Origin of the sequence: Flavobacterium sp. 5, assembly GCF_002813295.1 — a bacterium.
Lineage (GTDB): Bacteria > Bacteroidota > Bacteroidia > Flavobacteriales > Flavobacteriaceae > Flavobacterium.
Genome location: NZ_PHUE01000001.1, coordinates 853083 through 874584, shown reverse-complemented (window position 1 = coordinate 874584; position 21502 = coordinate 853083). Strand labels below are relative to the sequence as shown.

Genomic DNA, 21502 nt, shown 5'->3' with positions numbered 1-21502 from the left:
AATAAAATTACTTGGTATTCATGAGGGAAACTCTGAATTATTTTTTTGCCTCAGCATTTTCTTCTGATTTTGCTCCCATTCTATTAACGGTGTACATTGGTGCAAATTTAAGTTTTAGTAATGCAATTTTATTATTGTCATGACTCGTTAAACCTTCTTTTTCAACAGTGTTTTTTCTTGAATCTAAGGCTTCATAAACCAATTTGATTTCATCCCAATCTTCACGAGAATAAGAATCTTTGTTTTTTTGAACTGTTGTTACGAAGTTATCATAGACACTTAAAATGTTGTCTTTATTTACCCAATTAAACTTCATATCATCACTAACATAACTTGGTCCAAATAAGGTTTTATAAATAACCGTTTTTGAATCAGTTGCATCCAATTTTTCTTTTTCAGATAAAATGTTAGTTTTAAATTCTTCGTATTTGATAGATGCAGTGTTTAAGCTGTCCTGTAGTTTTGTTTTATCAGTTGCCGTTGATAATGAAATTTCTGCCTCCGATTTTAATCTAGAGTAATCACTTTCAATTAAAGCCCAGTTTTCTATGGCTTTTTCTTGTTGAATATTGCTTACAGAATCTATATAGTTACTGTAAGCTTCCAATGACTTTTGTGCTTTTTCCTGTTTTTCATCTTTACAAGATGCAAAAGCTATTACGGTTGCAACTAAGGCGAATGTTATTTTTAAATTTTTCATTTTTGTATATTTTAATAGTTAAATTATTTTGCATGCTTTTTTCTGTACCAGAAAAGACTCTAAGTACTAAACTTTAGCTTTGTCCTTTTCGTTTTGGATAAATTCTTCGCTTTTGCTTACTATAGAATTGTATTTTTCAGAGAAAGAATTAGTTATACTGTCTAGTTTCTCTTTTAAATCATCTGTTACAGCGTTGCCTTTTTTTGCGATTTTTTTTCTTGTATTTTGGCCTTTATCAGGTGCAAATAATACTCCTAATAATGCACCTACTGCAACTCCTCCTAAAATTCCAATTATTGTTTTGTCAGCTCTCATAGTTTTGTTTTTTATATATTATTTTGAAATTCCTCTTCCGTCTATTATTCTTAGTAAGATTGCGATTATTGCAATTACTAATAAAATATTGTATTATAGATCCTGCACTGTAAACAAAAAAGCCTAATGCCCAGGATATTACCAATACAACTGCTATTAAGTATAATAAATTTGACATGATTTCTATTTTTAAAGATTAGTGATTAATTTAATTTATAAGATAGATACAGACTTAAACTACTGTTTTTTCCATCAGGTATAGTGTATGTTGTGCCAGCAATGTTTCTTTCTTTTCCTATAGTTGTAAATCCATAATTATAACGAGCTCCAATTCCTATTGAATTAAAATCGAATCCAATAGCACCTGAGATTCCAACGTCGAATTTGTTGAAATCATCATTACTATAGGAGTCTTCAAAATCTAATGCATCTCCATTGGCATCATTACTTACTTTTGAATCAATTAAATAAGCAAAATAAGGACCCGCTTGAACATTCAAATTGTCAGTTATATTTACTTTTAGTAGGATAGGAACTTCTATATAATTCAATTTAAATTGTGTTTTTCCTGATGTGATTGCATTGTCATAAGTCAATTCACCACCTTTTCTACTATATAAAACTTCGGGCTGTATTGAAAGGATATCACCAACAGGGAATGAAGCATAAACACCAGCATTAAAACTAGTAAGGACATTATTGTCATCAACTTCTGTAGAATATATATTAGAAAAATTAACTCCTCCTTTTATCCCAAATTGTGGTTCATTTGAAGAATTTGTTTGTGCCTGAATATTGGCTAATGATAACCCAGTAAAAGCAATAGCGGCTAAATATTTGATTTGGTTTTTCATACTTTTTATTTTTTGTTAAGTTCTATATTACAAAGTTGCAACCGAAGACCTTGTTTTATGTTACATTATATTTTTGATGTTTTATATAATTACCATTATAAAAAATTGTAAGAAATGAAATAAAAAAAAACTTCCTTAATTAAGGAAGTTTAATACTATTCATCACAAATTCGATTTTTATTAGAGATTCTGCTCTTTAATCACCTTGAACTCTTTTTCTGCTTTTTGAAGTGTTGGCTCATCCGAAACGATTTCTACAAAATGAACTAAATCTGCAAATTTTGATGGAATAATATCGCTGGAAAATTGTAGTGCATAACTCTTCGCAAACTCAGCACCAAAATAAAGTATAACAGAGGAATAGTAAACCCAAATCATTAATACCACAAATGAACCTGCTGTTCCGTAAACATTTTGAATATTAGAGTTCGAAATATAAAATGAAATTAAAAATTTACCTGCCATAAATAATATAGCAGTTGTGAAAGAAGCTAATTGAACTTGCCTCCATTTTATTTCAGCATCTGGTAGGATAGTAAAAATGGCTCCAAATAATAATGAAATAACAGTAAATGTCATTGCGTTATTGATGATGTAAATAATATAAAACAAGGAGTTTGAAAATTGAGAAAAAAAACGATTACTCAATGTGTCCATTATCGTCGAAATTCCTAATGAAACCAATAATATAAATCCGAAGCTACCTATTACGCCAAATGATAGTAAGCGTGCTTTGATGTATAGCCAAAATCCTGATTGCTTTTTAGGTTTAATACCCCATATTGTGTTAATTGAATCTTGAATTTCTGCAAAAACGGATGTTGCACCTATCAATAATGTTATGACGCCTATTAATCCAGCCATATTACCTTTGTCAGATATGGCTAAATTTTCAATTATTGTTTGAATCTGTGCAGCACTTGATGGACCTACAAAGTTTTTAATTTGATTATAAATTGTTCCTTCTGTTGCTTCTCTTCCCCAAAAAAAATCTGATAAAAATAAAATAACCAAGAGTAATGGTCCCATTGAAAACATTGTAGTATAGGACAAAGCAGCGCTCATCTTCATGACTTTATGTTCAGAGAAACCGTTGAAAGCATTTTTCACGACCTTAAATAATGAAATAATATATTGTTTGTAATATTTCATTTTAATTACTTAAAAGTGTTTTTAATGCATCATTGTTGGCGTACAATTTTCTCTTTGATTGTATCGAAAATATTTTAAAATCAATATTTTGAGTGTTTTTTTCGATACAATCAAATGCGATAATTTGATTTTTAATTTCAGTTTCTAATTTTTTTATAATGTATAAGCCAGAGCTTTTATTATTTATAGAGTCATCATGTATATCAATTTGATAACTAAGTTTAGGAATGATTATTAAATTATCGCTTGTTAATTTTTTAAAATCAGAATTAATCTTTTGATTGTCTATTTTTATTTTTAAAAGTAGATGTAGTGCTTTTAAATTCTTAGTTGATCTTAATGATATGCTCGAAAGCTCAATGATTTTTTGATTTGATTCATTCAAACGATCTATGGTGTTAAAATCAATTATAGGATCTTCTTTTGGTGATTCCATTTTATAAATAGAATCGGTGTATTGTTTTTCTTGATAGGTACAAGATAGTATACAAATGATTGTGATAAGTAAGAGTAAATTGTAGAAAATGTATTGTGGGATTATTAGCTTTTTCATCGCCTTTGTTTTGTTACAAAGTTCTACATGAATAAGTAAAAAAGTATTATATAATTTATATTCAGTCTTATATCATTTCCACATAAAATTTATTTTCCTATTCCTATGAAATAGGAACAGGAAAATAAATAGTAAATATTGCTCCTTCATTTGGTTTACTATTTGCAAAAATTAAACCTTTATGGTTTTCTACTATTTTTTCGCAAATGGCCAGTCCTACACCAGTTCCATGGTATTCAGTCTTGCCATGAAGACGGTTGAACAGTAGGAATATTTTTTTAGAAAATTCTTGCTCAAAACCTATCCCATTGTCTGTGAAATTTATTTTATAATATTTTTTAGTGCTTTTATCGTTTAAAACAACTTCTGTTTTTGCTGTAATTTCAGAGTAATCAATACTAATTATTGGGACTGTATTTGTTTTTGAATATTTTAATGAATTACTCAATAAGTTAGAGAAAAGCTGTTGCATTTGAAAAGGAATAGCATTAATTGTAGGTAGCTCAGTATAATTAATTACAGCTTTTTTATCTTCTATATTTTGAGATAATTCGGCTAAACTATCTCTTAATGTTTCATTTAAATTTGTTTTTACAAGATTGTTTTCAGATCTGTTTGCTTTAGAATATTGTAGTAAATCATTGATTAATACGCGCATTCTTTCGGAAGCTATTTCCATTCTTGATAAATATTCTTTACCAATATCAGTGATGTTTTCTTTTTCTTTCTCATTAATTCGAGAAATAAAAGTTTGAATTTTCCGTAAAGGTTCTTGTAAATCGTGACTGGCTACTTGGTTGAAATCATTTAATTCTTTTACATGTTTTTGTAATTCTATATTTCGCTGTTTTAATTGTAAGCTTTTATTATAATCTTCGGTAACATCTCGAGTGGTTCCAATCATATTTTGTGTGCCACTTAAATCAATATATGATTTTGCAATAGTTCTAAAATTTCTAATTCTCCCATCTTTAGTAATTACTCTGTAGTTTATAGAAGGGAGCTCCATTGAAATCATAGCCTTTTTAAATGCTTTGTCAACTGTTTTCTTATCTTCTGGATGAACATAGCTAAATAAATTATCTATAGATGGTTCAAATTCTTGAGGTTCATAACCTAATAATCTGTATCTATTGTCTGAATAATTGATTTTCAAGGTGTTGAAGTTTAGGATCCAACTACCATATTTTCCAAGAATTTCTGATTGTTTGCTTGATTCATCAAATATTTTTAGTTGGTTATTAACCTTAAGTAAATCATCATAATTGCTTTTTAATAGTTCATTTTTAGCATGCTCATCTGTAATATCATTTGTTACTCCTAGAATTGTTTTATTTCCCAGATTGTCAGTAAACAATTTTCCAACAGAACGAAGCATACGAATGGTGTTGTCGGGTCTAATAATTCTAAAGTGAGTATGTTGTAAATTTTCGTCTACAATAATATTTTCGAAAATCGTATTTACTATTTCTACATCTTCTGGATGTACAAACTTCATGAAATTATCTTGGTTTGCTTCAAAAGATTTAGGTTCAACTCCCAATATTCGATATAAATTATCGGAATAGATTATTTCACTAGAGTTAAAATTCCATTCCCAGGTACCAAACTCCGAAATGATTTCTGCTTGATAACTTAAAAATTGAGACTTATTCAATTTAACATTTGCAGCCTGAACTTTATCTATGTCTTTTGTAGTTTTATAATATGTAAAAATTAGAAGTAAAAGGGTTGTAAAAAGTATTCCTAATGTGATGATTGGAGTAAAATATATTTGCTTGTCATATAAAGAATTTTGTAGAGTTAAATTTGACTGTTCATTGTGAACCATGTCATTTAATTTGATTCTAATGTCAATTAAAAGATTACTACTTTCTTTGAAATTCTTTTTGAAATCATAGTTTTTTAAGAAATCAATATTTTTGTCTAGATTCGAATATTTGGCTATGTGTTCTGATCTTTTGTTGACTATTTTATATAATGATTCTAAATTTTCTTGTTGATTAACATTGTTTTTAGTTAGTTTTTTAACTATTGAAAAAGACTTGTTTATATTTTTTATATCGATTTTATAAAGGATTAAATAAATATTGTCTTTTGAGATTATATAACCTCTCATGTCGTTTTCAGAATCCTTTATATTGGAGTATAAATGTTCCAATTCCAGATTTACTTCATACGTATGCATGAGTAGTTTTGTAGAATTTGAAATATTTTTGATGTGTTTTACAGTAAGTACGCTAATAAAAAATAGTATAAAAAGACTTATTGTAAATATAATTTTGTGATAAATGGAAGACTTATTTCTGATGTATTTCATATGTAGATAATAATTATTTTTTATTGGTCATATGTAATTTGCATATCTACATTCATATTTACGACCAATTTTAGGTCATGTTCATTTCATGAAATTATAATTGGATTATAATCGAAGTAAAAAATTATCTTTGTTTAAACCACTAGTGTGATATTGCCAATTGACAGTGACAATATTTGTTAATATTTTTTTTAAATCATCAAAATGACTTGGTTTTTTAATGTAAATATTGGCACCCAAAACAAATGTATCTTCCACATCTTGATCTGATGATGAGGTAGAATATATTGCTATAACAATGTCATTAAACTTGTCATTTAATTTTATTTCTTTCAAGCATTCAATTCCGTTTAGAATAGGCATATTTAAATCTAAAAAAACAATGTTTGGTAAAATGGTTTCAGGATGATTTAAAAAGTTTAATAATTCTCTTCCGTTATTTACCGTGTTGACAATTGTATTGATTTTTAATTCTTCAAAAGCATCTGTGAAAAACAATCTATCGTCTTCATCGTCGTCTGCTAGTGTGATAAGTATAGAATCGTGCATGTGTTAGTTTTTATTTTTGGTGGCAATTTCCCTTCGTTTAGTTATAATTCTTTGAAAGGCAGAAGGCGTTATACCAGTTGTGTTTTTAAATTGTGAACTTAAATGAGCAACACTGGAATAATTTAGTTTAAAAGCTATTTCTGTTAATGATAGCTGACCGTTAATAATTAATTGTTTTGTATGTTCAATTTTTTGAATAATGATAAAATTTTCAATAGAAGTATAAGTTACTTCAGAAAAAAGATTGGATAAATAACCATAAGAATGGTTTAGCTTTTCTGATAAATAAACGGAACTTTTTACATTGATACTACTGTCCTCATTAAAAACCAAATCAACTATAGCATCTTTAATTTTTTGAATTAAAATTGTTTTTTGATTTTCAACTATTTCAATTCCATATGGATAAAGTGAATTGCTGAATGAATCTAGTTTTTCAATTGATACTTTTTCTAGAAATTCAACTTCTCCAAAACCTAAAATTCTATGTTTTATTTGACATTCATCCAGTTTTTCTTCTAGGATTTTTTTACAAACAGTATTGAAATCAAATTTTATGAATATTCTCATAATCGAAATTATTTTTTACTAAAGTACTAAAAAATAGTCTGAAATATCGTTTTTTGATATGTAATTGCTTTATTAATGAACGTGAAATTTATTTTAAAATTGTTACGTTTTATTATATTTTAAAGGAACTGCCTGTGATGATTTATAATTTCGTGATTGATAAATTATAAATCATCACAGGCAGTTTTTGTTTTTTCGAATTATAATTCAGCAATCCATTTGGTAATTTCGTCTTTTGATTTACCAATTCTTTTTTGAATTTTACCATACAATTCATCCTCTTTTCCTTCTTCATACAATAAATCGTCATCTGTAAGGTCTGCATATTTTTGCTTCAGTTTTCCTTTAATTTCGTTCCAATTTCGTTCCAATTTCCTTTGATTTCTGTAGTATTAATAACGATGTGTTTTTTTATTAATATTCATTTTTTTGAATCATCTTATTGATGTTGTTTACAAATTTAGGACTGGTCATCACAAAACCTCTTACACAATTGCTTAGGAATGTTGTAAAATTTCAAGTTTTTTAGATTCAAGTTTGTAAATTTGCCACCACAACAAAATTTCACATGACAACACAACAACTTTGCGATCAAATCAAAATTAAAAAATCTTTTCTATGCGTAGGATTAGATGTAGATTTGAATAAAATTCCACAACATTTATTAGAATTAGAAGATCCAATTTTCGAATTCAATAAAGCTATTATTGATGCTACTCATGATCTTGCTGTGGCCTATAAACCTAATATTGCATTTTTTGAAGCCTATGGGTTAAAAGGATGGACTTCATTACAAAAGACTATCAATTATATCAACGAGAAGCATCCTGAAATTTTCACTATTGCTGATGCTAAAAGAGGTGATATTGGAAATACATCTTCCATGTATGCCAAAGCTTTTTTCGAAGATTTAAATTTTGATAGTGTAACAATTGCTCCATACATGGGGAAAGACTCAGTTGAACCATTTTTAGCTTTTGAAAATAAACACGCTATATTATTGGCTTTGACATCAAATGAAGGAGCTTTTGATTTTCAGACGCTACAAGTTGATGGTAAAGAATTGTACAAACACGTATTGGAAACATCCAAAACTTGGAAGAATTCTGAAAACCTAATGTATGTCGTGGGTGCTACCAAAGCTGAATATTTTACAGAAATCCGTAAAATTGTACCCGATAGTTTCTTGCTTGTTCCAGGCGTTGGTGCTCAAGGAGGAAGTCTTTCGGAAGTTTGTAAATACGGAATGAATGATAACATAGGATTGTTAATCAACTCTTCTCGTGCTATAATTTATGCTTCCAACGGAACTGATTATGCCGAAGTTGCTAGAATCGAAGCTTTGAAAATGCAAAAGGAAATGGAATTGATTATGTTACAGGCATAATTTTAATGTTTAAAGTCTAATCTTGTACAACTTTAAACATTAGACTTTAAACAAATATTCAATACTTGAAAATATTAACTGATCAACTAGGAACAACACATTCTTTTGAAACTTCGCCCCAGCGAATTGTTTCTCTTGTGCCTTCTCAAACTGAATTACTATGTGATTTGGGTCTGGAAGAGAATATAGTTGGAATCACCAAGTTTTGTGTGCATCCTTATCATCTTAAATCGACTAAAAAAATAGTCGGAGGAACCAAGAAAGTCAATTACGATAAAATTCTAGCGCTTGAACCTGATATTATTATTTGCAATAAAGAAGAGAATACTCAAGAGATTGTAGATGAATTACGAAAGGTTTGTCCAGTTTGGGTTACTGATATTTTTACTATAGAAGATAATTTTCAAATGATTGCTGACTTTGGACAACTCTTCAATCGAAGGATTGAAGCTAGAAAATGGAATGATAAATTAGCTTTTGCCTTGAGTAATTTTGAAAATTTCATTAAAGATCTTCCTGTAAAAAAAGTCGCTTATTTTATTTGGAAAAACCCTTATATGGTGGCTGGATCAGGGACTTTTATTGATGAATTATTAAAGCTAAATCATTTTCAAAATCATTATGCTTCTCAAGAAAGATATCCCGAAATTGAACTCGAAAAAATGAGTAAAGATGCAAGTTTGGATTTGGTCTTGCTCTCTTCAGAACCCTTTCCTTTTAAAGCAGAAGATGGTTATGAAATTATAAAAGACTCTCTTAATGCAAAAGCTATTTTGGTAGACGGCGAAATGTTTTCTTGGTATGGAAGTAGGTTGATAAAGGCTTTGGATTATTTTAGATATTTGCATAAAAGCATTTAAAAAGGGAATAACAAGATTGTTCTTGATTGTGATAGTCTAAGAAGTCACAAAATATGATGTTTGGGAACGTTGGAAAAGAACTATATTTGTGCAACAAAAAAGACATAAGTGATTAATTACACAATATATAAGAACGAGAATAGCGAGCAATGGGTAACATTTGTGCATGGTGCAGGAGGAAGTTCGTCTATTTGGTTCAAACAAATTAGAGATTTTAAAAAAAACTACAATGTTTTGTTATTGGATTTAAGAGGTCACGGAGAATCTAAGACAACTTTGAAAACAGCTTTTAAACAAAAATATACATTTTCGGCTTTAGCTCATGATATTCTTGAAGTTTTGGATTATCTGAAAATTAAAAAATCACATTTTGTTGGAATTTCATTAGGAACCATTCTAATTAGACAATTGGCAGAAATGTATCCGGATAGAGTACAGAGCATGATTCTTGGTGGAGCTATCTTAAAAATGAATTTTCGTTCTCAGATATTAATGCGTTTAGGGAATACTTTTAAATATGTATTGCCATATTTGGTTTTATACAAGTTTTTTGCTTTTGTGATAATGCCTAAAAAAAGTCACAAGCAATCTCGATCGCTTTTTATAACAGAAGCTAAGAAATTGTACCAAAAAGAATTTATAAAATGGTTTAAACTTACAGCAGAGATAAATCCTGTACTAAAGTGGTTTAGACAAGTAGAATTAAATATTCCAACACTTTATGTTATGGGTGAAGAAGATTATATGTTTCTTCCGGCTGTTCGTAAAGTAGTAGAAAGTCATTATAAATCATCTCAATTATTTGTAATCGAAAATTGTGGACATGTAGTAAATGTAGAACAGCCTAATGCTTTCAATACTGCAGTTCTTTCTTTTATACATACAGCTCAGTAATTGATAATATCCTAAACAAAAAATGCCCGCATCCTAGAGATGCAGGCAATTTTATAACTAACCAAAACCAAAATAATAAATAACCAGTTTATTACATTGCAAAGATCAGTATAATGTTTATGTTTTGCTGTTAAGGAATTGTTATTAGTTAATCTTCAAAAGTTAAGTTTTGCATTTTAATTTTAACATATTAAAATTCTGATTTTTTAAATACTTAACTGTCTGATTTTTATTGGTTTTTATTTTTTGTCCTGTAATGCAAATACTTTCTTTAAAACATTCGATGTTCTTGCATTAATATCAGTTCTAATGTTTTTTTCTTCAACAGTAATCATTTTGAAAACTCCGTCTAATGCTTTTTGGGTTACATAATCGGTAAGATCAGGATTTACTTTGGCTACAAATGGCATAGTGTTGTATTGTTTAATAATGTTAGCCCAAATTACATCAGCACCCACTTTACCAATAGATTGTTGAACCACAGGATTAAATTTAGCATAAAGTGAGGTTGTAGTCGCCGATTGCAAATAAACCGTTGCAGCATTGTCATTCCCTAGTAAAATACTTTTAGCGTCTGTTATGGTTATATTCTTAATTGCTGTAACAAAAATAGGTGTAGCTTCTTTTACGGCATCTTCTGCAGCTCTGTTTAAAACTAGAATGCCTTCATCTGCTAATTTTGACATTCCCATTTTTCGTAAGGTTTTGTCTAGTTTTGCTAATTCTTCGGGCATTACAATTTTGACAGCTTCATTTTTATAAAACCCATCAGTGGCTGTTAGTTTAAATACTTGTTCAGAAACTCCTTTATTAAGGGCTTCTTTTAATCCGGCAGCAATATCTAAGCTACTGTTCGAGTTTGTAACTGTATTTATTTTTTCTTTAGCTTTAGCTAATATGTCTTTAAATTGTGCATTACTAATGGCAGGTATAATAAGGAGTAGGAGTAGGGTTTTTTTCATTTTGTTTTTTATTTTTTTCAAATGTAGATAAATCATCTCTCTTATCAGTTTGAAATTTTCCTAAAAAAAATGTAAATGTTTTTAACTTTAAAGATTGTTTTTGGCAAAAAGAAGAAGGTTGTATTTTCTAAGAGAATACAACCGTTTTATTATTATACACCATCGTTTTTCGTTCGGCATGTAATTTTATAGCTCTCGCGAGTACAATACGTTCTAAGTCACGTCCTTTCATAATAAAATCTTCTATCGAGTGGCTGTGAGAAACTCTTGAAATGTCCTGTTCAATGATTGGGCCTTCGTCTAATTCTTCAGTAACATAATGACTGGTAGCGCCAATAATTTTCACTCCACGTTTGAAAGCTGAGTGATATGGTTTTGCACCTGGAAATGCAGGTAAGAATGAGTGATGGATGTTGATAATTCTATTTTTGTACAGAGATATTAAATTTGGTGTGATAATTTGCATATAACGGGCCAAAACAATAAAATCAATATCAAATTCTTTTAGTAATGCAATTTGAGCTTTTTCACCCTCTTCTTTGTTGTCTTTTGTAAAAGGAACATGATAAAAGGGAATATTAAAACGCTCGGCAACTGGTTTTAAATCTTCATGATTACTTATAATTAATGGTATTTCAAGAGGAAGTTCACCAGCACAATAGCGTCCCAGTATATCATACAAACAATGATCATATTTTGAAATAAACAAAGCCATTTTAGGTTTTTGTTCTTGTGGATACATTGCCCAAGTCATATTGAAAGGAGTCGCGAGATTGTCCTGAAAGTGACTTTTAATAGATTCAATATTCCAATTAAGTTTACTAAACTCACATTCTAAACGCATAAAAAATACATTTTCGTCAGCGTCAACGTGTTGGTCTAGGTAGATAATGTTTCCATCAATCGAAGCAATATAATTAGTTACTGAGGCAACGATTGCTTTTTTATCTTCACAATGGATAAGTATGGTAATTCTTTGCATTTGTTTTAAATTTTCAAAAAGAATAGTAATTAGAGTCGCTATATTGTACTGGAATATTGTTAGAAAACGTTTCTTTTCCGGGCTATAAAGCTCTATTTTTAACTATTCTTAGTTTTTCCTTTTTGTTAATGTTAAAGCTCGAAAATACCAATTTTTTATGAAAACAGACTTGTTTTCTTAAGAAAAAACATCATTATCATATTTTGTGTTTTATATTGTTTTTATTGATATTTATTTTAAAATTTGTGTAAATTGCACCGTTAAATTATCATATTCATAAAATGGAATTAGTAAAACCGTACGTACCCGTAAATAAAGTTCGAATTGTAACTGCCGCATCACTCTTTGATGGACACGATGCTGCAATAAACATAATGAGAAGAATTATTCAGTCCACAGGGGTTGAAGTAATTCACTTGGGTCATGATAGAAGTGTAGAAGAAGTGGTTAATACCGCCATTCAGGAAGATGCTAATGCCATTGCGATGACATCTTATCAAGGAGGGCACAATGAATATTTTAAATACATGTATGATTTGCTTCAGGAAAAGGGAGCAAGCCATATTAAGATCTTTGGCGGAGGTGGAGGCGTAATTCTGCCATCTGAAATAGCTGAATTGCAAAACTACGGTATTACTAGGATATATGCTCCAGATGATGGGCGTGCCATGGGATTACAAGGAATGATTAATGATTTGGTTCAACAATCGGATTTTCCTATTGGTGATAAATTGACCAATGAATTAGACCTAATAGAAGATAAAGTGCCAACAGCTATTGCACGTTTAATTTCGGCCGCCGAGAATTTTCCAGAAATAGCGAAACCATTCTTTGATAGTATTCACGAAAAAAATAAAACATCAAAAATTCCAGTTCTTGGAATTACAGGAACGGGTGGAGCTGGAAAATCATCTTTGGTAGACGAATTAGTACGTCGTTTTTTAATTGATTTTCCAGAAAAAACTATTGGATTAATTTCGGTTGATCCTTCCAAACGTAAAACGGGTGGAGCACTATTAGGAGATAGAATTCGTATGAATGCGATTAATAATCCTAGAGTATACATGCGATCATTGGCAACGCGTCAATCTAATTTGGCATTGTCAAAATATGTTGCCGAAGCTATTGAGGTTTTAAAGGCAGCTAAATACGATATTATAATTCTGGAAACTTCGGGTATTGGTCAATCGGATACAGAGATTATGGATCATTCAGACGTTTCTTTATATGTGATGACACCAGAATTTGGAGCTGCAACTCAATTGGAAAAAATTGACATGCTTGATTTTGCTGATTTGGTAGCTTTGAATAAATTCGACAAACGTGGTGCTTTGGATGCTATTCGAGATGTGAAAAAACAATACCAACGCAATCACAATCTTTGGGATGTAAACCCAGAAAACATGCCAGTTTTCGGAACTATTGCTTCTCAATTCAATGATCCAGGGATGAATACGTTGTATAAATCAATTATGGACAAAATAGTTGAGAAAACAGATTCAGATTTGAAATCGACTTTTGAAATCACTCGTGAAATGAGTGAGAAGATTTATGTGATTCCGCCTCATAGAACACGCTATTTATCTGAGATAGCCGAAAATAATAGAAAATATGATATTATTGCTTTAAGTCAGGAGCAAGTAGCTCAAAAATTATACGGAATTTTTAAAACACTGGAAAGTGTTTCTGGAAAAGTTCCAACTATTAACAAAGCAGGAATTGATGATGATTCAGTGGTTCCAAGTGCTTTGAAAGAACACGATGATAATAAAATTTTTATTAATCTTTTATTGAATCAATTTGATAAAGTAAAAATGGATTTGGATCCCTACAACTGGGAAATGATTTTGACTTGGGATGAAAAAGTCAATAAATACAAAAATCCAGTATATACTTTTAAAGTTCGTGACAAGGAAATAAAAATGGCTACGCATACGGAATCGTTATCACATTCTCAAATTCCTAAAGTAGCAATGCCTAAGTATAATGCTTGGGGTGATATTTTGCGATGGTGTTTGCAGGAGAATGTTCCTGGGGAGTTTCCTTTTGCATCAGGTTTGTATCCATTTAAACGTGATGGAGAAGATCCGTCTCGAATGTTTGCTGGTGAAGGTGGGCCTGAAAGAACGAACAAACGTTTTCATTATGTAAGCGCAGGATTACCAGCTAAGAGACTTTCTACAGCCTTTGACAGTGTTACTTTGTATGGAAATGACCCACATATTAGACCAGATATTTATGGAAAAATAGGGAATGCAGGAGTTTCTATCTGTTGTTTGGATGATGCTAAAAAATTGTATTCAGGATTTGATTTAGTTCATGCTATGACATCTGTGAGTATGACCATAAACGGTCCAGCTCCAATGCTGCTTGGTTTTTTTATGAATGCAGCTATCGACCAGCAGTGTGAACATTATATCACAGAGAATAATTTAGAAGTTGAGGTTGCTGAGATTATTAATAAAATCTACAAAGAAAAAGGTGTAGAACGCCCACATTATCAAGGAGATTTACCTGAAGGTAATAATGGATTAGGATTGTTTCTTTTAGGAGTAACAGGTGATCAGGTATTGCCTTTGGATGTATATGAAAAAATAAAAGCCAAAACGCTTAAAAAAGTCAGAGGAACAGTTCAGGCCGATATTCTAAAAGAAGATCAAGCTCAGAATACTTGTATTTTTTCTACTGAATTTGCTTTGCGTTTGATGGGAGATGTTCAGGAATATTTTATTAGCCAAAATGTTAGAAACTTTTATTCGGTATCTATTTCGGGTTATCATATTGCCGAAGCAGGAGCGAATCCAATCACACAATTAGCTTTCACACTTTCTAATGGTTTTACGTATGTAGAATACTATTTGAGCCGTGGAATGGATATTAATGATTTTGGACCTAATTTATCATTCTTTTTCTCTAATGGCGTCGATCCAGAATACGCAGTAATTGGTCGTGTAGCTAGAAAAATTTGGGCGAAGGCTATGAAAAATAAATATGGTGCCAATGAACGTGCTCAAATGTTAAAATATCATATTCAGACTTCTGGACGTTCTTTACATGCACAGGAAATTGATTTCAATGATATTCGTACCACTTTGCAAGCTTTGTATGCTATTTATGACAACTGTAATTCATTGCATACCAATGCTTATGACGAAGCGATTACAACACCAACAGAAGAGTCAGTGCGAAGAGCAATGGCTATCCAGTTGATTATTAATAAAGAATTAGGTCTTGCCAAAAATGAAAATCCGATTCAAGGTTCATTCATAATCGAAGAATTAACAGACTTAGTTGAAGCTGCTGTTTTACAGGAATTTGATAGAATTACAGAGCGTGGTGGCGTACTCGGTGCTATGGAAACAATGTATCAACGTTCTAAAATTCAAGAGGAAAGTTTGTATTACGAAACTTTGAAACACACTGGTGAATTTCCAATTGTAGGTGTAAATACGTTCTTGAGTTCTAAAGGTTCTCCAACAGTAATTCCAGCGGAAGTAATTCGTGCAACCGAAGAGGAAAAACAGTACCAAATTAAGATGCTTGATAATTTACATCAATGTCATGCTGTTTCGGTAAAAGAACATTTAGACATACTTCAAGAAGCTGCAATTAAAGGGGATAATCTATTTGAACATTTGATGGAAGCGACTAAAGTTTGTTCTTTGGGACAAATTACCGAAGCTTTGTTTGAAGTTGGTGGTCAGTATAGAAGAAATATGTAGTTTTAAACTTACTAATTCAAAAAAACAGCTCCATTTTGGAGCTGTTTTTTTGAATTAGTAAGTTTAAAATAAATTACTATTTGATAGCAAGATTTTGTTCTTTTAGTTTTAAATCAGCTTTTTGCACTTCAGCTACTGATTTTCTTGATAAAGTTGAAACTTCTCTTGTAACTACAATTTCATGAGTTACTTTTTTAGAATTAGTTTCTACTTCCAAAAAGTAAGTTCCTTCTGGAAATTCTTCTAAACTGTATGTTTTATAAATACCATCTTTTCCAGTTACTACTTCACTGTAGATAACAGTATGGAATTTATCTGTAATGGTCACATTCGCTCTTTGAAGTTGATTTATAGCAAAGCTAATTTCTTTTCCATTTACTGTTCTTACATTTAGTAAAAAATCACCGTTGATTGCATAAGTACTCATTGTTGTCATTGCAACTAATACTACTAGACTAAGTTTTAAGATCGTTTTCATATGTTTTGTTTTTTTATTTAGTATTAAAATTTCTATTACAAATGTAGAATGTTAGTTGGATTCGTAGTACAACAGAATTTTCTAATATATATGCTATTTTAACTTTACGAAAACGTTGTATGTTAATTTTTGATAATATAAGATAGTTTTGTGGTAAATTTGAGTAGTTTTAAAAATGGGTCTAATGAAAAAAATGAATCCTACGCTCGAAATTATTACGCCAACTTTTGGTAGCTCTTTTACTTTTTCAAGATATGTTGAAAATGCTAATTGTAAATCTGATTTATGGCATTACCATCCCGAAATTGAATTGGTTTTTGTAAATGGTGGATCAGGGAAAAGACAAATAGGAAGTCATATATCCTATTATTCGGATGGCGATTTAGTACTTATTGGTAGTAACTTGCCTCATTGTGGATTTACAAATGAGGAAACTGGTAATAAGAATGAAATCGTAATCCAAATGCCAGCTGATTTTTTAGGAAGTGATTTTTTGAATGCTCCAGAATTAAAAAACATTCAACAGCTTTTTCAGAAAGCAAAAGGAGGAATTGCATTTGGTAAAGAAACCATAAAAATGATTGGCCCAATAATAGAAGAGATGGAAAATCGATCTAATTTTGATCGATTATTACGAATGATTAGGATTTTGAATGACTTAGAGGTAAATAACGAATACACTATTTTGAATGCAGATGGTTTTGCTCTTGAGTTACAAGTTCAGGATAATGATAGAATTAATGTGGTTTTTAACTATGTGAAAGATAATTTCCAAGAACCAATTCAGTTAGATACTGTTTCTAGCATGGTAAGTATGACAACTCCTTCGTTTTGTAGGTATTTTAAAAAAATTACCAATAAAACATTTACCACTTTTGTAAATGACTATCGTTTGGTTCATGCATCAAAGCTTTTATCCGAAAACAATAAAAGTATTACTGAAATTAGTTTCGAAAGCGGATTTAATAATTTTAGTCATTTCAATAAATCATTTAAGGCTTTTACAGGTAAAAGTGCGTCACAATATAGACATGAGTTAAAATCACTTATTGAGTAGTTTGTAAAAACTTACTAAGTTTTTTTTCATGGAAATTGTATATTTACAATTCATCACTATATATGAATGATATGAAAAAATTACTTGTTGTCTGTATTGCGTTTTTATTTGGCAATACTATTTTGTCTTTCGCTTCGACGGTTGATACTTTGCAAATTCCTAGTGTTGCTATGAATAAAACCTATAAAGCGGCAATCGTTTTGCCAAATTCCTATGCCAAAGGAAAAACGGCTTATCCAGTACTATATCTTTTACACGGTGCTTATGGACATTTCTCGGATTGGTTGTCCAATACCCCTAATAAAAATACAGTTAAGAATTTAGCAGATCAATATAATATTATAATTGTAATGCCGGAAGGAGAAACGTTTAGTTTTTATCTCGATAGCCCAGTAAATAAAGGCAGTCAGTTTGAAACCTATATTACTTCAGAAGTAATCCAGAAGATTGATAAAACCTACCGAACTATTAATGATAAAAAAGGACGCGTTATTGCAGGACTTTCTATGGGAGGTCATGGTGCTTTGTCTCTTTCGGCTAAACACCCAGAGTTGTTTTGTGCTGCTGGAAGTATGAGTGGAGCTGTGGATATGGGAACAATGTTAGGTAGAGAGCCAAATGATCAAGTTATAAAATTAATGCAGCCTGTTTTTGGAGATCAAAGTACCAACCCGGATTTATATGCGCAAAATGCAGTAATGGGAATGGTTGATAAAATTAAAGCCAATAAATTAGCATTAATTATCGATTGTGGTGTCGATGATTTTCTTATTGAACCCAATAGAGAGTTACATAGAAGGCTAGTTTATAGTAAAGTTCCTCATGATTATACTGAGCGACCAGGAGCTCATACTTGGGAATATTGGGAAAATGCACTGCCGTATCAGTTATTGTTTTTTAGTAAAGTTTTGAAAAGTAATGGAGTTTTGAACAATTAAAAAAATGTTCCAATTTGGGTTTTTATTGATTGATATATAATTTCTTAGCTTTTTTTGAGTTATAAATTATAGATATTGGTGTCTTCTTTCAAACGATAACGATTGATCTTTTTGAATGAAATCTAAATAAATAATTTTTTTGGCTTAATTTTTGAAATACCTTTATCGAACTTTTAAATATAAAAAAAATGAAAAAAATAATTTTACTTTTAGCGGTTTTTGGAATAGTAACATTTTCTAGTTGTGAAGGACCAGAAGGGCCTCCGGGACAAGATGGGTTTGATGGGCAAGACGGACAAAAAGGAGAGCCGGGTTTTGTTAGTGAGGTTTTTGAACTTAGAAATATCAACTTCTCTTTAGATCCAAATAATGGTTATATAATTTATCAAAAGCTAAATCCTGTATTATATAATGGAGATGTTCTTTTGATTTATAGATTAGCAGGTACTATTGATTCTGCTACTCCTATTTGGCAACAAATACCAAGAACTTTGTTTTTAACGCAAGGTGAATTGGATTATGATTTTGATTTTAGTAAAGAAGATTTTACTATTTATGCTGGTGGTACTTATAATTTAAGTACAACACCTAGTTATATTAATAATCAAACTTTTAGAATTGTTATTGTGCCTGGACCTGCTACTGTAACGGGTAAATCTGCTTCAACAAAAGTAGATCTTTCTGATTATAATGCTGTTATTAAAGCTTATAATATTGATGATTCAAAGGTGAAAGTTTTAAATTAATTTAGAATTCAAAACGTTATAATAAAAAAAGGAAATCGTAAGATTTCCTTTTTTTATTATATTTATTTTAAACAGTTTTTTATTTAGATACCTCTTTTTTGTCCGCAATTCTAATCGAAACAATAACTCCTACAATTAAAGATAACGCTATGAAACCAAGCGAAGCCCATTCTGGAATTTCTATGAAATCGTGCAACAGCATTTTCAATCCAACGAAACTTAAAATTGCAATTAAACTGTATTCTAAATGACTGAATTTCTCTAGCATATTGGCTAAGAAAAAGTACAAAGAACGCAAACCAAGAATAGCAAAAATATTAGAGCTGAACACTAAAAACGGATCCGAGGTAATAGCTAAAATAGCTGGAACACTATCTACAGCAAAAACAACATCCATTACTTCGATAACTATAAGCGCTACAAATAAAGGTGTGGCAGCATTTCCTTTTTCGGTTTTTATAAAAAAATGTTCTTTGTCTGTATGATGGGTTATTGGAATTAATTTTCCAAGGATTTTGTAAATAATAGATTTCTTGGGGTTAAACTCTTTACCTTCTTCAGAAGTGAATAACATTTTTAAAGCGGTAAATATCAAGAAGGCACCGAATAGGTAAGTTGTCCAAGCGAATTTATTAATCAATAAAACACCAAAGAAGATCATTAAACCACGGAAAATAACAGCTCCTAAAATTCCCCAGAATAAAACACGATGTTGGTATTTTTTAGAGATATTGAATGAAGCAAAAACCAATGCAATTACAAAAATGTTATCAATGCTCAAGGATAATTCAATTAAATAGCCCGTAATGAACTTCATCGCTGCAACTGATGGTTTCAGTTTAGTTGGGTTTAAAACATAATCGGTGGTGTAAAGCCAATAAACAACACCTGAAAAAAGCATGGATACCGTAAACCAGATTGCAGTCCATTTACTAGCTTCTTTGGTACTAATAACGTGTGGGTTTTTGTTGAAAACCCCTAAATCAAGGGCAAGTATGGCGATGATTAGTATTATAAATAATATCCAAACTGTCATAATATGATTTGTTTTTTAGTTTAACTCAAATGTAAGATTTGTTTTTTAATTTAAAATTATTCAGCGTTAAAAAAATAAGGAGTTGGCTTGTAATATGTCATCTGCTTTGAAATGCTAGATTTTGTTGTATAAAAAAAGTGCCTTCGATTAGAAAGGCACTTTTTGGTTTATTTTGGTTTTAATTACAAAGCTGAATTAACAGTTTTGATAATTCTTGCAGCAATTTTGTATGGATCACCATTAGATGCTGGTCTTCTGTCTTCCAAGTATCCTTTCCAACCGTGTTGAACAGTATATAAAGGGATTCTGATTGAAGCTCCTCTATCAGATACTCCATAAGAGAAATCATGAATAGATGCCGTTTCGTGTTTACCAGTTAAACGTTGTTCGTTATAAGCTCCGTAAACTGCGATATGCTCTTCAACAACTGGACGGAAAGCTTCACATATTTTGTCATAAACTGCTTTATCTCCACATGTTCTTAATACATTGTTAGAGAAGTTAGCGTGCATTCCTGAACCATTCCAGTCAGTATCTCCTAGTGGTTTTGGGTGGTACTCAATATAGTAACCATATTTTTCAGTCAAACGGTCTAATAAATATCTAGCAACCCAGATTTCATCTCCTGCTTTTTTAGCTCCTTTAGCAAACAATTGGAATTCCCATTGTCCACAAGCAACTTCTTGATTTATTCCTTCAAAGTTAAGTCCAGCTGCGATACATAAATCTGCATGCTCTTCAACTAATTTTCTTCCGTGTGTATTTTTACCACCTACTGAACAGTAGTACATTCCTTGTGGTGCAGGGTAACCTCCAATTGGGAAACCTAATGGTAATAATGTTTTAGTATCCATGATGAAATACTCTTGTTCGAATCCAAACCAGAAATCTCCATCATCTTCGATAGTTGCTCTTCCGTTTGATGGGTGAGCTGTACCGTCTGCAAACATAACTTCAGTCATAACTAGGTAACCATTGATACGAGTTGGATCTGGATAGATAGCAACTGGTACTAATAAACAGTCAGATGAACCACCTTCAGCTTGTCTAGTTGATGAACCATCAAATGACCAGTTTCCGATTTCTTCTAAAGTTCCTTGAAAGTTTTCGTGCTCTTCAACTTTAGTTTTACTTCTTAAGTTTTGTGTTGGTTCGTATCCATCTAACCAAAGGTATTCTAATTTAATTTTAGCCATAATAATTATAATTTATTTTTTTTGATTTTTTTCTGTGGCAAATATAAAATAAATTGCTGATGTCATAAAATTGGGGGGTGATTTTTATTTGTGTGTTTTAAATTTTTGATATTACTGCATTTTAGAAGGGGTATATTTGAAAAATTATAATTTTAGAGGGGTATAATGATTAAATTCGTAATTCGTATTTTTTCAATATTAAATTTTAATTAAGAATTTTATTACTCTTAC

General features: G+C 30.6%; 22 protein-coding genes. 7 read left to right on the top strand and 15 right to left on the bottom strand.

Annotated elements, in window-relative coordinates:
• Nucleotides 1–37 precede the first annotated feature (37 nt).
• From CLU82_RS03555 to CLU82_RS03515, 10 genes are all read right to left on the bottom strand, one after another.
• On the bottom strand, nucleotides 38–700 hold the full coding sequence (locus CLU82_RS03555; RefSeq protein ID WP_100841795.1) for a DUF6565 domain-containing protein: 663 nt from the start codon (nucleotides 698–700) through the stop codon (nucleotides 38–40).
• 66 nt (nucleotides 701–766) lie between these two features.
• Nucleotides 767–1015, bottom strand: coding sequence for a YtxH domain-containing protein (locus CLU82_RS03550; RefSeq protein WP_100841794.1), 249 nt, complete (start codon nucleotides 1013–1015; stop codon nucleotides 767–769).
• A complete protein-coding gene (locus tag CLU82_RS20675; RefSeq protein ID WP_369828975.1) occupies nucleotides 1005–1193 on the bottom strand; it encodes a lmo0937 family membrane protein in 189 nt (62 codons plus the stop codon). The genes CLU82_RS03550 and CLU82_RS20675 overlap by 11 nt, the downstream gene beginning before the upstream one ends.
• Before the next feature lie 25 nt (nucleotides 1194–1218).
• Nucleotides 1219–1869 (bottom strand): porin family protein, encoded by a 651-nt coding sequence (locus tag CLU82_RS03545; protein WP_100841793.1) that lies wholly within the window; start codon nucleotides 1867–1869, stop codon nucleotides 1219–1221.
• 180 nt (nucleotides 1870–2049) lie between these two features.
• Nucleotides 2050–3021, bottom strand: coding sequence for a YihY/virulence factor BrkB family protein (locus CLU82_RS03540; RefSeq protein ID WP_100841792.1), 972 nt, complete (start codon nucleotides 3019–3021; stop codon nucleotides 2050–2052).
• Nucleotide 3022: 1 nt separating this feature from the next.
• Nucleotides 3023–3457, bottom strand: a complete 435-nt coding sequence (locus CLU82_RS03535) for a hypothetical protein (RefSeq protein ID WP_100841791.1) — start codon at nucleotides 3455–3457, stop codon at nucleotides 3023–3025.
• Nucleotides 3458–3677: 220 nt separating this feature from the next.
• Nucleotides 3678–5894: a PAS domain-containing protein gene (locus CLU82_RS03530; RefSeq protein WP_100841790.1), complete on the bottom strand. Its 2217-nt coding sequence runs from the start codon at nucleotides 5892–5894 to the stop codon at nucleotides 3678–3680.
• 105 nt (nucleotides 5895–5999) lie between these two features.
• On the bottom strand, nucleotides 6000–6443 hold the full coding sequence (locus CLU82_RS03525) for a response regulator (RefSeq protein ID WP_100841789.1): 444 nt from the start codon (nucleotides 6441–6443) through the stop codon (nucleotides 6000–6002).
• A gap of 3 nt (nucleotides 6444–6446) precedes the next feature.
• Nucleotides 6447–7013: an AraC family transcriptional regulator gene (locus CLU82_RS03520; protein WP_100841788.1), complete on the bottom strand. Its 567-nt coding sequence runs from the start codon at nucleotides 7011–7013 to the stop codon at nucleotides 6447–6449.
• 200 nt (nucleotides 7014–7213) lie between these two features.
• On the bottom strand, nucleotides 7214–7384 hold the full coding sequence (locus tag CLU82_RS03515; protein WP_100841787.1) for a CsbD family protein: 171 nt from the start codon (nucleotides 7382–7384) through the stop codon (nucleotides 7214–7216).
• 197 nt (nucleotides 7385–7581) lie between these two features.
• Here CLU82_RS03515 and pyrF point away from each other — a divergent pair, with 197 nt between their 5' ends.
• The 3 genes from pyrF (at nucleotide 7582) to CLU82_RS03500 (ending at nucleotide 10154) form a co-directional block, all read left to right on the top strand.
• Nucleotides 7582–8400: an orotidine-5'-phosphate decarboxylase gene (gene pyrF / locus CLU82_RS03510; RefSeq protein WP_100841786.1), complete on the top strand. Its 819-nt coding sequence runs from the start codon at nucleotides 7582–7584 to the stop codon at nucleotides 8398–8400.
• 65 nt (nucleotides 8401–8465) lie between these two features.
• Nucleotides 8466–9260 (top strand): ABC transporter substrate-binding protein, encoded by a 795-nt coding sequence (locus CLU82_RS03505; RefSeq protein ID WP_100841785.1) that lies wholly within the window; start codon nucleotides 8466–8468, stop codon nucleotides 9258–9260.
• Between the two features lie 108 nt (nucleotides 9261–9368).
• Nucleotides 9369–10154, top strand: a complete 786-nt coding sequence (locus CLU82_RS03500) for an alpha/beta fold hydrolase (RefSeq protein WP_100841784.1) — start codon at nucleotides 9369–9371, stop codon at nucleotides 10152–10154.
• Nucleotides 10155–10393: 239 nt separating this feature from the next.
• On the opposite strand, the gene CLU82_RS03495 is transcribed toward CLU82_RS03500, so the two are convergent.
• Both CLU82_RS03495 and purU read right to left on the bottom strand, forming a co-directional pair.
• Nucleotides 10394–11116, bottom strand: a complete 723-nt coding sequence (locus CLU82_RS03495; protein WP_100844920.1) for a DUF4197 domain-containing protein — start codon at nucleotides 11114–11116, stop codon at nucleotides 10394–10396.
• 127 nt (nucleotides 11117–11243) lie between these two features.
• Nucleotides 11244–12098 carry a formyltetrahydrofolate deformylase gene (gene purU, locus CLU82_RS03490; RefSeq protein WP_100841783.1) on the bottom strand — a complete coding sequence of 285 codons (855 nt, stop codon included), beginning with the start codon at nucleotides 12096–12098 and terminating at the stop codon, nucleotides 11244–11246.
• 281 nt (nucleotides 12099–12379) lie between these two features.
• Between purU and CLU82_RS03485 the strand changes: the two genes are divergently transcribed.
• Entirely contained in the window at nucleotides 12380–15820 is a 3441-nt protein-coding gene (locus tag CLU82_RS03485; protein ID WP_100841782.1) for a methylmalonyl-CoA mutase family protein, read from the top strand.
• A gap of 76 nt (nucleotides 15821–15896) precedes the next feature.
• On the opposite strand, the gene CLU82_RS03480 is transcribed toward CLU82_RS03485, so the two are convergent.
• Nucleotides 15897–16298 (bottom strand): DUF3244 domain-containing protein, encoded by a 402-nt coding sequence (locus CLU82_RS03480; protein WP_100841781.1) that lies wholly within the window; start codon nucleotides 16296–16298, stop codon nucleotides 15897–15899.
• 184 nt (nucleotides 16299–16482) lie between these two features.
• Here CLU82_RS03480 and CLU82_RS03475 point away from each other — a divergent pair, with 184 nt between their 5' ends.
• The 3 genes from CLU82_RS03475 (at nucleotide 16483) to CLU82_RS03465 (ending at nucleotide 19039) form a co-directional block, all read left to right on the top strand.
• Nucleotides 16483–17355 (top strand): AraC family transcriptional regulator, encoded by an 873-nt coding sequence (locus tag CLU82_RS03475; RefSeq protein ID WP_100844919.1) that lies wholly within the window; start codon nucleotides 16483–16485, stop codon nucleotides 17353–17355.
• 71 nt (nucleotides 17356–17426) lie between these two features.
• Complete coding sequence (locus tag CLU82_RS03470; protein WP_100844918.1) at nucleotides 17427–18293, top strand: alpha/beta hydrolase family protein; 867 nt, start codon at nucleotides 17427–17429, stop codon at nucleotides 18291–18293.
• 188 nt (nucleotides 18294–18481) lie between these two features.
• A complete protein-coding gene (locus CLU82_RS03465; protein ID WP_100841780.1) occupies nucleotides 18482–19039 on the top strand; it encodes a collagen-like protein in 558 nt (185 codons plus the stop codon).
• 79 nt (nucleotides 19040–19118) lie between these two features.
• Here CLU82_RS03465 and CLU82_RS03460 read toward each other — a convergent pair whose 3' ends face one another.
• Nucleotides 19119–20075: a TerC/Alx family metal homeostasis membrane protein gene (locus CLU82_RS03460; RefSeq protein WP_100841779.1), complete on the bottom strand. Its 957-nt coding sequence runs from the start codon at nucleotides 20073–20075 to the stop codon at nucleotides 19119–19121.
• Between the two features lie 182 nt (nucleotides 20076–20257).
• Nucleotides 20258–21271 (bottom strand): glutamine synthetase beta-grasp domain-containing protein, encoded by a 1014-nt coding sequence (locus CLU82_RS03455; protein WP_100841778.1) that lies wholly within the window; start codon nucleotides 21269–21271, stop codon nucleotides 20258–20260.
• Nucleotides 21272–21502: the final 231 nt, after the last annotated feature.

Bases quoted from the DNA above. Each gene is read 5' to 3' on its own strand.
- CLU82_RS03555 (WP_100841795.1), bottom strand. From the start codon at position 700: ATGAAAAATTTAAAAATAACATTCGCCTTAGTTGCAACCGTAATAGCT.
- CLU82_RS03550 (WP_100841794.1), bottom strand. From the start codon at position 1,015: ATGAGAGCTGACAAAACAATAATTGGAATTTTAGGAGGAGTTGCAGTA.
- CLU82_RS20675 (WP_369828975.1), bottom strand. From the start codon at position 1,193: ATGTCAAATTTATTATACTTAATAGCAGTTGTATTGGTAATATCCTGG.
- CLU82_RS03545 (WP_100841793.1), bottom strand. From the start codon at position 1,869: ATGAAAAACCAAATCAAATATTTAGCCGCTATTGCTTTTACTGGGTTA.
- CLU82_RS03540 (WP_100841792.1), bottom strand. From the start codon at position 3,021: ATGAAATATTACAAACAATATATTATTTCATTATTTAAGGTCGTGAAA.
- CLU82_RS03535 (WP_100841791.1), bottom strand. From the start codon at position 3,457: ATGGAATCACCAAAAGAAGATCCTATAATTGATTTTAACACCATAGAT.
- CLU82_RS03530 (WP_100841790.1), bottom strand. From the start codon at position 5,894: ATGAAATACATCAGAAATAAGTCTTCCATTTATCACAAAATTATATTT.
- CLU82_RS03525 (WP_100841789.1), bottom strand. From the start codon at position 6,443: ATGCACGATTCTATACTTATCACACTAGCAGACGACGATGAAGACGAT.
- CLU82_RS03520 (WP_100841788.1), bottom strand. From the start codon at position 7,013: ATGAGAATATTCATAAAATTTGATTTCAATACTGTTTGTAAAAAAATC.
- pyrF (WP_100841786.1), top strand. From the start codon at position 7,582: ATGACAACACAACAACTTTGCGATCAAATCAAAATTAAAAAATCTTTT.
- CLU82_RS03495 (WP_100844920.1), bottom strand. From the start codon at position 11,116: ATGAAAAAAACCCTACTCCTACTCCTTATTATACCTGCCATTAGTAAT.
- purU (WP_100841783.1), bottom strand. From the start codon at position 12,098: ATGCAAAGAATTACCATACTTATCCATTGTGAAGATAAAAAAGCAATC.
- CLU82_RS03485 (WP_100841782.1), top strand. From the start codon at position 12,380: ATGGAATTAGTAAAACCGTACGTACCCGTAAATAAAGTTCGAATTGTA.
- CLU82_RS03480 (WP_100841781.1), bottom strand. From the start codon at position 16,298: ATGAAAACGATCTTAAAACTTAGTCTAGTAGTATTAGTTGCAATGACA.
- CLU82_RS03475 (WP_100844919.1), top strand. From the start codon at position 16,483: ATGAAAAAAATGAATCCTACGCTCGAAATTATTACGCCAACTTTTGGT.
- CLU82_RS03470 (WP_100844918.1), top strand. From the start codon at position 17,427: ATGAAAAAATTACTTGTTGTCTGTATTGCGTTTTTATTTGGCAATACT.
- CLU82_RS03465 (WP_100841780.1), top strand. From the start codon at position 18,482: ATGAAAAAAATAATTTTACTTTTAGCGGTTTTTGGAATAGTAACATTT.
- CLU82_RS03460 (WP_100841779.1), bottom strand. From the start codon at position 20,075: ATGACAGTTTGGATATTATTTATAATACTAATCATCGCCATACTTGCC.
- CLU82_RS03455 (WP_100841778.1), bottom strand. From the start codon at position 21,271: ATGGCTAAAATTAAATTAGAATACCTTTGGTTAGATGGATACGAACCA.